Annotated in this window: 14 protein-coding genes and 1 pseudogene; 8 read left to right on the forward strand and 7 right to left on the reverse strand. The window is 60.9% G+C overall.

All coding sequences use genetic code 11. The features are described 5' to 3' along the window. Positions 1–543 precede the first annotated feature (543 nt). The 5 genes from L6D89_RS10060 to L6D89_RS10080 are packed head-to-tail and all read right to left on the reverse strand — an operon-like array spanning position 544 to position 3,515. Positions 544–1,005: a methyltransferase family protein gene (locus L6D89_RS10060; protein WP_236199554.1), complete on the reverse strand. Its 462-nt coding sequence runs from the start codon at positions 1,003–1,005 to the stop codon at positions 544–546. Positions 1,006–1,010: 5 nt separating this feature from the next. Then, the gene (locus tag L6D89_RS10065) at positions 1,011–1,676 is read right to left on the reverse strand and encodes a DsbA family protein (RefSeq protein ID WP_236199555.1); all 666 of its coding nucleotides are present in this window, start codon (positions 1,674–1,676) and stop codon (positions 1,011–1,013) included. Continuing rightward, on the reverse strand, positions 1,673–2,107 hold the full coding sequence (locus L6D89_RS10070) for a disulfide bond formation protein B (protein ID WP_236199556.1): 435 nt from the start codon (positions 2,105–2,107) through the stop codon (positions 1,673–1,675). Before L6D89_RS10070 ends, L6D89_RS10065 begins: the two co-directional genes overlap by 4 nt. A gap of 10 nt (positions 2,108–2,117) precedes the next feature. After that, positions 2,118–2,543 carry a copper chaperone PCu(A)C gene (locus L6D89_RS10075; RefSeq protein ID WP_236199557.1) on the reverse strand — a complete coding sequence of 142 codons (426 nt, stop codon included), beginning with the start codon at positions 2,541–2,543 and terminating at the stop codon, positions 2,118–2,120. Positions 2,544–2,561: 18 nt separating this feature from the next. After that, positions 2,562–3,515 carry a cation diffusion facilitator family transporter gene (locus L6D89_RS10080; RefSeq protein ID WP_236199558.1) on the reverse strand — a complete coding sequence of 318 codons (954 nt, stop codon included), beginning with the start codon at positions 3,513–3,515 and terminating at the stop codon, positions 2,562–2,564. Between the two features lie 67 nt (positions 3,516–3,582). Here L6D89_RS10080 and L6D89_RS10085 point away from each other — a divergent pair, with 67 nt between their 5' ends. The 6 genes and pseudogenes from L6D89_RS10085 (at position 3,583) to L6D89_RS10110 (ending at position 5,969) form a co-directional block, all read left to right on the forward strand. Then, the gene (locus tag L6D89_RS10085) at positions 3,583–3,984 is read left to right on the forward strand and encodes a MerR family transcriptional regulator (RefSeq protein WP_236199559.1); all 402 of its coding nucleotides are present in this window, start codon (positions 3,583–3,585) and stop codon (positions 3,982–3,984) included. A gap of 87 nt (positions 3,985–4,071) precedes the next feature. Further along, positions 4,072–4,422 (forward strand): DUF3147 family protein, encoded by a 351-nt coding sequence (locus tag L6D89_RS10090; protein ID WP_236199560.1) that lies wholly within the window; start codon positions 4,072–4,074, stop codon positions 4,420–4,422. Between the two features lie 31 nt (positions 4,423–4,453). Continuing rightward, positions 4,454–4,786, forward strand: a pseudogene (locus L6D89_RS10095) (metal-sensing transcriptional repressor). 52 nt (positions 4,787–4,838) lie between these two features. Further along, entirely contained in the window at positions 4,839–5,006 is a 168-nt protein-coding gene (locus tag L6D89_RS10100) for a co-regulatory protein PtrA N-terminal domain-containing protein (RefSeq protein ID WP_236199561.1), read from the forward strand. A 174-nt stretch (positions 5,007–5,180) separates the two neighbouring features. After that, a complete protein-coding gene (locus L6D89_RS10105; protein WP_236199562.1) occupies positions 5,181–5,531 on the forward strand; it encodes a DUF2790 domain-containing protein in 351 nt (116 codons plus the stop codon). A gap of 108 nt (positions 5,532–5,639) precedes the next feature. After that, entirely contained in the window at positions 5,640–5,969 is a 330-nt protein-coding gene (locus L6D89_RS10110) for a DUF2790 domain-containing protein (RefSeq protein WP_236199563.1), read from the forward strand. A gap of 1 nt (position 5,970) precedes the next feature. On the opposite strand, the gene L6D89_RS10115 is transcribed toward L6D89_RS10110, so the two are convergent. Then, a complete protein-coding gene (locus tag L6D89_RS10115) occupies positions 5,971–7,356 on the reverse strand; it encodes a heavy metal sensor histidine kinase (RefSeq protein WP_236199564.1) in 1,386 nt (461 codons plus the stop codon). Continuing rightward, positions 7,353–8,027, reverse strand: a complete 675-nt coding sequence (locus L6D89_RS10120) for a heavy metal response regulator transcription factor (RefSeq protein WP_236199565.1) — start codon at positions 8,025–8,027, stop codon at positions 7,353–7,355. Before L6D89_RS10120 ends, L6D89_RS10115 begins: the two co-directional genes overlap by 4 nt. 347 nt (positions 8,028–8,374) lie before the next feature. Between L6D89_RS10120 and L6D89_RS10125 the strand changes: the two genes are divergently transcribed. Continuing rightward, positions 8,375–9,574 (forward strand): TolC family protein, encoded by a 1,200-nt coding sequence (locus L6D89_RS10125; RefSeq protein WP_236199566.1) that lies wholly within the window; start codon positions 8,375–8,377, stop codon positions 9,572–9,574. Positions 9,575–9,767: 193 nt separating this feature from the next. Next, complete coding sequence (locus L6D89_RS10130) at positions 9,768–11,024, forward strand: efflux RND transporter periplasmic adaptor subunit (protein ID WP_236199567.1); 1,257 nt, start codon at positions 9,768–9,770, stop codon at positions 11,022–11,024. The last annotated feature ends 3 nt before the right edge of the window (positions 11,025–11,027 follow it).

Consider the following 11,027-nt stretch of genomic DNA (forward strand, 5'->3'; position numbering starts at 1 on the left):
AGCTTTTGTGCTCGATTTAAAAGCGTACATGGAGTTGGAGGGAAATTGCTATAATGCGGTGGTGTTTCTTTTGTGCTCAGTAGCAAGGGTTTTCATTTGATTGAAAGTAAAAAGCAGCCCCATAGGGCTGCTTTTTATTACTCCCCCTTTTTGTGCTTGTGGGGTTTCAAGTCAGGATGGTCTTTCTGCTTTTCGGGCGTGACTCGCTGTCGCTTGTCCGGAGTACCATCTTCATTTGTCCTTTTCGGTCCAGGTTTTATGCTCATGGTCGACGTCCTTTATCGCTTGGTTGTTAAGTTCCATGATTTATTAGCGCAGCCTCTCAGCGCTGTCAACTAAGAAGGGGCGAGAGGTGCTGCGTAGCCATCTTGCAGGAATTTGGTCGAAGATCGAGAGTTTTGGCTTATCTCAGAAGTTGATCAGCTCTTAGTTTATTTTGATCTGCGGGCCGATATTTGGAGCAGGTAGCTTCCAATGGTTAGGTTAGCCTACAAGCCTCTGCGGACTTGGGACTGTCAGAGGGCTCAGAACCAGTAGTCCAATCTACAGCCAGCGTCTGGTGTGTGAACAGTAATCAGTAAAGCTAGCGCCAAATAGGCCTCGAAGCGCTCGCTCCTCTGGACGAATCTGCCAGCGATCGATCCAGAGAATGAAGACAGCGACAGCGACAAAGGCGAAGAGCGAAGCGAGTAGGACTGCCCAGCCCACCAGTATCAGGGTGAATCCTAGGTACATCGGGTTTCGCGTCAGTCGGTAAATCCCTTGGGTGACTAGATCGCTGGCCGAGTCAGGGCTCAGCGGATTCACCGTTGTCCTTGCCCTCCGGAACGAGTGAACGCCCATGAGGCAGATAGCAGTGCCCGTAACTGTGATGGCCAGAGACAGCGGGAGCCGCCAAATCAACGGCATCTCCAGGGTAGGCAGCAATCTAGCTGTGAGTCCCATCGTCAAGGCGCAGCCCAGCATCAGCACAACGGGCGGGATGCGATGGTCGAGCCACGCCATGATGCTCAGTTCCGGCTCTTGGCGACTTCTTCGCGAACCATCTGGCGCAGCACGTCCGGACTGTACTGCATCAGTTGCTTGCCGTTGACGAAGAAGGTGGGTGTGGACTTGATGCCAACGGCCTGGACGTCCTGCTTGTCGGCGGCGAGTACCGCATCGACGGCCGGGGCGTACATGTCCTTTCGAGCTTTCTCGACATCCAGCCCCACGGCGGCAGCAGCGTCCCAGGCAGCGGCGGCGGTGGCGTCGTCATGCCATTGCGGCTGCGCCTTGAGGACCACCTCCAGTACCTGCGGGAACAGGTTCTGCTTGCGCGAAGCTTCGAGCATCCGCACCACTTCCTCGGACCCCTTGTGGAACAGCACGTAGCGCAGGACCAGGCGCACGTTCTGGGTGTCCTCCGCGAGGATGTTCTTCACGTAGGGGTAGAAGGAGCGGCAGGCCTCGCAGGACGGGTCGAAGAACTCGACGATGGTGACGGGTGCGCTGGCCAGGCCGAAGGAGGGCGAATGGAAGCGAACCAGGTTGTTCTTCACCGAGGCGGGCGGCGTTGCTGAAGTTGTCTCCAGGGCCGATTCCGATGTTTTCTGAGGCTTGAAGACGTATGCCGCCGCAGCGAAGACGCCGAGTAGCAGCACGCAGATAGTCACGACAAGGGCGCGGCGATTCATGGGGTGGTTCTCCGGCGAACGATGAGCAGGGTGGCGGAAATCAGGATGAAGGCGAGGAGCGCCAGGAAGGGCAGCGGAATCATGCCGAACAAGGTCATGTTGGCGTCAGTGCAGGAAGGGCCGGTGGCGCTGCAGGGCTGTATTGGCTGTGGGATGATGCCGGCATAGAGCAGGCTATGGCCAAGTGCAAACAGGCCACCGATCACCGACAGTGGTAGCGCGTAGCGCCAGACCTGGAAGTCCGATCCGAAGCAGGCGATCGCCAGCAGGATCGCCAGCGGGAACATGAAGATGCGCTGGTACCAGCACAGCACACAGGGTTGTTGGCCAAGCACTTCGCCGATGAACAGGGCTGCGAGTGTCGAAACCAGTGCCACCAGCCAGGCAAAAAGCAGCAGATACCAGGCGCGCAAGCTGAGAGTTTGAGTCATGGTGGCACCCTCAATCGCTGCCGGGGAGGACGGTGGTGAAGGTCGCAGGAACTCGCTGTTCGTCGCTGAACTTCAAGGTCATTTGTACTTTGTCGCCCACAGCTAATGGCACCTGGCGCTGCATGAGCATCAAGTGATAGCCGCCGGGAGCGAAGCTGAGTTTTCCGTTGGCCGGGATTTCTACCTGCATGACGTGTTGCATGCTGGCGGTGCCGTCGCGTTGCACGCTCTGGTGCATCATCACGCTGGCGAAGGCGGGACTTTCAGCGCCTTCGAGAGTGGTGGGTGTCGGGCCATCGTTGATCAGGGTGAAATAACCCGCTGCCGGCAGGTCGCCCGGTAGAATCCTGATTCGAGCATCGCGGACTTCGATGGCGGCCTGGGCAAACATCGAGGTCAGTAGTAGTGGCAGGCACAGCACGGGAGCGTAGCGCATCCTTTCGGTCCTCATCCCTTAGTTGTTGTTAGGTGATCCGCAGCAAGAGGCTTCTGCTGCAGTTTTCTTGGCTGGCTCACTGATGCCGAGTAGTGGGCTCTGCGTCGCTTTTACCGGCTCGCAGCAGGAGGACGTTTGCTCGGCGCAGCACGAGCGGAGTGCTGTCGCCGGAGCCGGTTCGCAACAGACAGTGGCTTTTATGGCCGCCGCCGTATCGACGATGCTCTGCTCTTCACTGCAGCCCTTGCTCGGGGACACGGGTGGCGCGCAGCAGGTGTCGGTAGTTGTATTGGTTCCGCCACAGGCCCCCGCGCTGGCAACGCTGCTAGCAGCAACGACAGCTTCAGCCCGTGGTGCGGGGTTGGCTCGCCACTCTGCCAAAGCTTCGCGGATCACCTGCCAGGCCGAGTGCAGGAACAACGCGGCGATGGCCAGACCGACGATGATGTCCGGCCACAGGCTGCCGGTCACTGCCACGAGCCCGGCCGCTACGATCACGCTGGAGTTGGCAAGCAGGTCGTTACGCGAACAGAGCCAGGTGGAGCGCATGTTCAGGTCGTCGGAGCGGTGAGCAAAGAGGAGGTAGAAGCACCAGCCGTTGGCCAGCAGGGCGAGCAATCCTACGGCGCCCATCCAGTCCGCTGCTGGAACTTCTTGTATCAGGAGTTTACGAACAGCATCGGCCACCACCACCAGGCCGAACAGCAACATGAAGCCGCCCTTGAACAGCGCGGCTCCTGCCCGTGCGCGCACGCTGCGATGCAGGACGAACAAGGTCAGCGCATAGACCGAAGCATCGCCGAACATGTCCAGGGAGTCCCCCAGCAGGGCTGTCGAGCCGGCGATCCAGCCCGCGGCGAATTCCACCAGGAACATCAGGGCGTTGACCGCCAGCACGATGTACAGCACGCGGGCCTGTTTGGCGCGCAGTTGTGCCAGTTCCCCGGCTTTGTTTTCGCAACAGCTGTCCATGGTGGACTCCCGCTCGGTCGATTCAGCGGGTAGGATGGGCCTTATAGTCACTATAAGGTCAAGCGCCATGAACGATGCCCAATTCACCATCGGCCAGCTCGCACGGGCCACGGATACCAAGTCGGTGACCATTCGCTATTACGAGCAGCAGGGTCTGCTCGCGCCGCCGGTTCGCACACCGTCCGGTTACCGGCTCTACAGCGCGCAGGAGCAGGATCGCCTTCAATTCATCCGGCGCAGCCGCTCATTGGGCTTTAGCCTGGATGACATCCGCGAGCTACTGAGCTTTTCCGACCACCGTCAGGCCTCCTGTGCCTCGGTGGACGCCAAGGTAGCGGAGCAGTTGGTGCAGGTGCGTTCGCGCATTCGCGACCTGCAGAAGCTGGAGAAGGAATTGCAGCGGCTGCTCGCCTGCTGCCACGGCGGGGTAATCGAGGAGTGTCGGATCATCGGATCGCTGAGTCGCTAAATCGCTGAATCGCTGAGGGCGTCACTTGTAGTATCCCCACTAGGGGATACCCTGAGCTTCAGGGGGGCATGCCCCGGAGGGTTCCCGATGCTCTGGATTCTGACCAAGTACGCCACTACCGCCGGCATCGTCGTGCTCGTCTCGGAGCTGGCCAAGCGCAATGACCGACTGGGTGGACTGGTGGCGGCATTGCCGCTGGTCACCGTGCTAACGCTGATCTGGCTGCAGGTGGAGAATCAGGGGCAGGACAAGATCGCCAACCATGCCTGGTACACCTTCTGGTATGTGGTGCCGACGCTGCCGATATTCCTGCTGTTTCCGGTGTTCCTGCCGCGCCTGGGGTTCTGGCCGACGCTTGTCGCCAGCATCTTCGTCACCTTGCTGTTGTTCGTCCTCTTCTCATTTCTGATGCGTCGATTCGGCATCGAGCTGTGGTAGAGCCACTTTTTACGCCGCACGAGGAATCCACATGCAGGATCACGGGCCGCACACTTCCCATGAGGCCGTGCGCAAACGACTCAAGCGTGCGGAGGGGCACTAGCGCAGCATAATCTCGATGATCGATGAACAGCGCGCCTGCGTGGACATCGCCCAGCAACTGCACGCCGTGGAGAAGGCAGTCTGCCAGGCCAAGCGAACCCTGATCCAGGATCACATCGATCATTGCGTGGAGCATGCGCTGGATGATCCGCAAGGGGTGAGGCCGGGCGTGCTGGACGAGTTTCGCGAGATCACCCGTTACCGTGAACGGGGGAGCTCCGCGCATTACCGAATCGTCATCTTTCGCTCAGGATGCCGTTAGGCATGGAGCCTTAAGGTGTTGTCATCCACGGACAACAGCCATGAGGCCTTCCATGAAAGTCAAAAGTGTTCTGCTCCTCGTCACCCTGCTCGGTACCTCTTCCTTCGCCCTTGCTGACGGCGGCGGTGATATCACCTTTGCACGCATGGAGCAGGCCCGCCAGCAAGCCATGAAAGCTGCTCAACAAGCACCGGCACAGATCGAAACCGCGAAGAACTAAGCCAAGTTCGACTGTACCGAAATCAAAGACATCAAGGCCGCATCCCGAAACGGGACGCGGCTTTTTGCCATTGCCGGCTTGCCAGATAGGACGTTTCAGTAATGTAAGTCGCTCGCCATGCACTGGTCAGCACCTGTCCCGTATCGTGTTGAAAACTCGAAAGGAGACAGCGCAATGAATAAATCGAGCTTCACGAAAGCAGCCGGCATTACCGCCATCTTTCTGCTGAGTCAGGCATTCTTTGCATACGCCCAGGCGGTGCCGGAGGACTATGTGCAACGCATGGAGATCCTCAACGATCAGGCCGTGCGTCAACATGCCGAAGCGGAGGGCAAGGCTGTTCCTTCAGTGGAGGATTATCACTTCGGCATGAAGATGGACGTGGCGAAGGTCATTCATGTCACCCCAACGGCGAGTGCTAACTTGTGCGGCAATGTTCCTAAGTTGATGTCCTACGAGAACAGCGCGGGAGAGCTGAAGACCATCCGCTACACCGTCAATGGCAACTGCCGCAGCGAGCGCTGATCCTGACTGTCGCATTACTGAATCGTCATGTGCCGCTCAGGCTGCTGTTAGGGGGCGGATCGTAAGGTGGAGTCAATGCATGGCACTGACTCCGCCGAGGCGACCACGATGAAAACTCAATACGCACTTCTGTTCACCGTCCTGATCGGTTCGACATCACTGGCTTCGGCCGACGGTGGCGGCGACATCACTTTCTCGCGCATGCAGCAAGCACGGGAGCAGGCGATGGCGGCTCGCCAACCGACTCCCATTGAAGTCGCTCAGGCCAAGCAATACACCTATGGCATGGACCTGGATATTGCCGAGGTTGTTTCCGTGACTCCACTCAGTCGCGACTGCGGCGTGGTGCCGGTGCAGATGCGTTACAAGGATTCCTTTGGCGAAGAGCAACTGGTCGAGTATCGCCAGGAGCGCTTCGCCTGCCGCTCGATTCGCTGAGTCAGGCGACCCGGCGCGGGAATCTCAACAGGAAGCGGGTGGGACCCGCTTCCGAGCTTTGGGCGCTGACCGTTCCCTGATGCAGGTCCATGATCGTGTTGACGATGGCCAGACCCAGTCCGGTTCCCCCCGCGGCACGGGTGCGACTTGGATCGACTCGGTAGAAGCGCTCGAACAGGTGTGGCAGGTGCTCGGCGGCAATACCAGGGCCTGGGTTTTCAACCTGCAGTGCGATGCCTGATTCATCCTCGCTGATCCGGACTTCGACGATGCTCCGCTCAGGAGTATGGCGGATCGCGTTGGAGAGAAGGTTGGAGATGGCTCGCTGAATCATCAGTCGGTCGCCGAACACCTGTGCATCGCCGGTTATTTGAATCTGCAGGTCCTTCTCTTCCGCGCTGAGTTCAAACAGCTCGGCAACTTTGTGCGCCTCTGCGCCCAGATGCACGGGATCGCTGGGTAGCAGGATCTTCGGATGGCTGACCTGGGCGAGGAACAGCATTTCGCTGACGATGCGGGCGACCCGCTCCAGCTCTTCGACGTTCGACTCCAGGACTGACTGGTAAGCGGCGTTGTCACGCCGACGGGAAAGCGCTACCTGGGTCTTGCCCAGCATATTGTTGATCGGTGAGCGCAGCTCATGGGAGAGGTCGTCAGAGAACTGCGTGAGCTGCCGTACACCTTCGTCCAGTCGGCCCAGCATGGTGTTGAGTGCGTGAGCGGCATCCTTGAGTTCATCCGGCAAGCGTTTGACCGGAATGCGATGGCTCATGTCGTCGGTAGAGACCAGTGCGGCTACCTTGCCAAAGCGGCGCAAGGGCAGAAGTCCGCGTTGTGCCGCGAGTCGCGCTCCCAGGGCGATCAGCAGCAGAAGTAGCGGCGTCGATAGCAGCGAAGAGCGCAGGAAGGCACCGAGCAGTGCGGCATCGGCGTGGCGGTCAAGGGTGAGGAAAACCCGCACGGACTCACCGTTCTCCAGCGTCACGACACTGCGCGAAGTCAGTAGGTTATGGCCGTTACCCGCTGTCCATTCGAGACTACCCTTTTGTAGCGGCAGACGATCCAGGGTCTGCCAGTCTACGAAAGACTCGGTCTGCATCAGCGGAGGCAGGCCAGGCGCAGTCGGTAGCAATGTCAGGCTGAGATAGTCATGGCCGATGATCAGGTCACGAAGGGCATGGGTGCCCTGAGGCAGGATGCCGGGGCCCATGTCCTCGTCCAGGCGATGGCGAACCTGATCCATCTTGCTGTCCAGCGACTGCCGCGCGCGGATGTCGAGCTGATGTTCGAGTACCAGGTAGGTCAGGCTGATCAGCAGCACCATCAGCACCGAGCCGAGTAGGCCAACCCACAAACCAATCCTCAGCGACAGGCTCGCCGGCTTCATTCGCGTGACTCCAGTACATAGCCTACGCCCCTGATCGTGTGGATCAGCTTGCTGGGGAACGGATCGTCGACCTTCGCCCGCAGGCGGCGGATGGTCACTTCGACCACGTTGGTATCGCAGTCGAAGTTCATGTCCCACACCAGGGAAATGATCTGCGTGCGCGACAGGACTTCGCCACTGCGGCCCATCAGTAACTGGAGCAGAGTGAATTCCTTGCTGGTCAGATCGATGCGCTGTGCACCGCGAAAAGCACGGTGGCGGCCTGGGTCCAGCTCCAGATCGGCCACCTGTAGAACCTGGCTGGGTTGCGCACGCTCGCCGCGTCGCTGCAAGGAGCGGATGCGCGCCAGCAGTTCGGGAAACTCGAAGGGCTTGAGCAGATAGTCGTCGGCCCCCAGGTCCAGGCCTTTGACCCTTTCGCTGAGGCGGCCGCGTGCTGTGAGCATTATCACGCGGGTATCGGATTCGCTGCGCAACCGGCTCAGCACTTCCCAGCCATCCAGCTTCGGCAGGTTCACGTCCAGCATGATCAGGTCGTAGGGAAACTGGCGGGCTAGGTGCAATCCGTCCAGACCGTTGTCAGCGTGGTCCACCACATAACCGCTTTCGCTCAGCCCTTGGCGCAGGTACTGGGCAGTCTTGGGTTCGTCTTCGACCAGGAGAATTTTCATCGATGGGCTTCCGCGCTACTTCTATTTGATAGTGCCCAATGTGCGGGGCGCAATGGCGACGGATTCTAAAAGCTGTAGTTACTACAAGGTCAATGTAGTGCGGGGCTGGGTAATTGTTTCTGGGGATTGCCGGAGCGGTGTCGTACTCAGCCGCTCTGGCACGGGGGGCTGGATTACATCTTTGTAATTTGACAGTCACCTTGTCGCTAGTGGCTCACCTTTAGATTGGCGCAGCAAATGACGGGTCTTGCCGTCGAATCTGGAGCCAGCGGGTGAGGTCTATGGTGTGTTCGAGTCGATTCGCAAAGGGATTTCGATCAGGAGGGCGTTGGGCCATTGGCCTCGCCGTGGCCTGGAGTCTGTCGAACTCCGCAGCAGCGCGTGATCTGGGTATCGAGGAGGCGATGCAGGCGGCGGTTGCGAACAACCCCTCGTACTCCGCCGGCTCCCGTGAAATCGGCATTGCCCAGGGGCTTCGCCAGCAGGCGGGATTACTGCGTAACCCTACCTTGTCCTGGGAGCAGGAGGGCACCGAGTCACGCAATCGCACGACCACCGTCGGCCTGACCCAGCCCTTCGAGCTGGGCGGCAAACGCAGTGCGCGCGTCGAGTTGGCCGAACGGGGGCAGGAAGTTGCGGCACTGAGCTTCGAAGAGCAACGCAACGCCCTGCGCGGCGACGTCATTGACGGCTTCTATTCTGCCCTGCGCGCCCAGGAGCGCGAGCGCCTGGCACAGCAGTCTGTGGCACTGGCCGAGCGCGGAGTGAAGGCAGCCCAAGGTCGCGTTCACGCTGGCAAGGCGCCTCCACTGGAAGCCAATCGCGCCGAGGTGCAGTTGGCGGAGGTGAAGCTGGAGCAGGAGCGTGCCGCACGGGATCGCGCCGATGCCTACCAGAACCTCGCCGTGCTGATGGGCCTGCCGCGCCCCGATTTCACCAGCGTGCTTAGCGATACCGCCAGGCCACTGCCGGAGCTGCCTTCGGATGTGACGCTGCTCGATCGACTGGGGGACAGCGCCTCGCTTCGTCTTGCGCAGAGCCGCATCGATCAGAGCGAAGCCGCTTTGCGCCTGGCGCGCACTCAGCGCATCCCGGACCTGGACGTCACCGTCGGCACCCAGGAGGCCATCGAGGAAGGCAACCGCGACCGCATTGCCGTCGTCGGCCTGAGCCTGCCGTTGCCGCTGTTCGACCGCAACCAGGGCAACATCCTGGCCGAGTCGCGCCGTGCCGATCAGGCCCGCGACCTGCGCAATGCCACCGAACTGAGGCTGCGTCAGGAAACCCAGCAGGCCCTGCAGCAGTGGAGCACCGCGCAGATGGAAGTGAATGCCTTCCGCCAGACCATCCTGCCCACCGCTCAGACCGCGGTAGAGAGCGCTACCCGTGGTTTCGAGATGGGCAAGTTCGGATTCCTCGAAGTGCTCGACGCACAGCGCACGCTGATTACCGCTCGCGATCAGTACCTGCAGGCGCTGGCCCAGGTCAGCGATGCCTGGGGGCGCATAGAGCGTGTCTACGGTGATGTCGACTCGGCCTCGCGCTAAAGGGCGCGCGGCGCGTTTTCTGGTGGGGTGGGTGCTGCTGGTCTTGCCGACTTGCGCACCCGCCCCGGGTTTCGTCCGGGATCTGGGAGTGGCGCACTGGTGCGTCCATGACCTGTTCCAGGACCTGCATCAATTATTTTCCAGTCCCGACGTCTGACGCCATTGGCGCGGTCGGGCTCATTCCGGAGTCCTCATGGTCAAGAGAGTCCACATTGCAGGGGCCGTCGTGCTGGCGTCCGTCCTGGGTATTAGCGCCTTCACCTGGCTGGGTGGAGAAAGCCAGCCAGGCGCGCATCAGGACGATGCGACCCACGCCGACAACGAACACCACGGCGAGGCCGGCACATCGGAGCATGCGGAGGCATCCGGGCATGCCGATGGCGAGCATCACAACGCTGAAGGGGGGGGGGAAGCCGGCGAAGAGGAAGGTCTGCACCTGAGCGCGGAGCAGATCCGCGCGGCGGGCATCAAGCTGGTGACTGCCGCCCCGCGTGCGCTCGATGAAGCCGTCAGCCTGCCGGGCGAGATCAGTTTCGATCAGGACCGCACCGCGCACATCGTGCCGCGTACAGCGGGCGTGGTGGAGTCGGTGTCGGTCGATCTGGGCCAGAGCGTGAAGAAAGGCGACCTGCTGGCCATCATCTCCAGCCAGCAGATCTCCGAGCTGCGCAGCGAACTGGCCGCGTCTCAGCGTCGCGTCGCCTTGGCCAACACCACCTTCGAGCGCGAGCGCGAGTTGTGGCGCGAGAAGATCTCCGCCGAACAGGACTACCTCCAGGCACGCCAGGTATTGGAAGAGGCGCAGATTGCGCTGGCTAACGCGAAGCAGAAGACCAGCGCCCTAAGCGGGGTTACCGCCAGCGGTGGTGGCAACCGTTACGAGCTGCGGGCCCCCTTCGACGGTGTAGTAGTGGAGAAGCACCTGGTGCAGGGCGAAGTGGTCAGCGAAACCACTAATGCCTTCACCCTCTCGGACCTCTCGCGGGTCTGGGCCACCTTCAGCGTCGCCCCGCAGGACCTGGCGCGCATCCAGGTCGGCAAGCCCGCGCGAGTCGAAGCGCCGGACCTGGGCATGCAGGTCGAGGGCCGTGTTGCCTATGTCGGCAATCTGCTCGGCGAGCAGACCCGCAGTGCCGTAGCCCGCGTCACCCTAAACAACCCCGATGGCGCATGGCGCCCAGGGTTGTTCGTCAACGTGCGAGTCAGCGCCCAAGCGCGCCAGGTGCCGGTGGCCATCCCTGAACAGGCGGTTCAGACGGTGGAGGAGAAGCCCAGCGTGTTCGTTCGTAATGCCGAAGGTTTCGAGGCACGTCCGGTCAGCCTGGGACTGCGCAACGATGGCCACGTGGAAGTGATCGATGGCCTGGCGGTGGGCGATCAGGTCGCCAGCGACGGCAGCTTCATCCTCAAGTCGGAGCTTGGCAAGAGCTCGGCGTCCCACGCTCACTGACAA

Origin of the sequence: Pseudomonas pseudonitroreducens, assembly GCF_021603645.1 — a bacterium.
In the GTDB taxonomy this organism is placed as follows: Bacteria; Pseudomonadota; Gammaproteobacteria; order Pseudomonadales; family Pseudomonadaceae; genus Pseudomonas; species Pseudomonas pseudonitroreducens.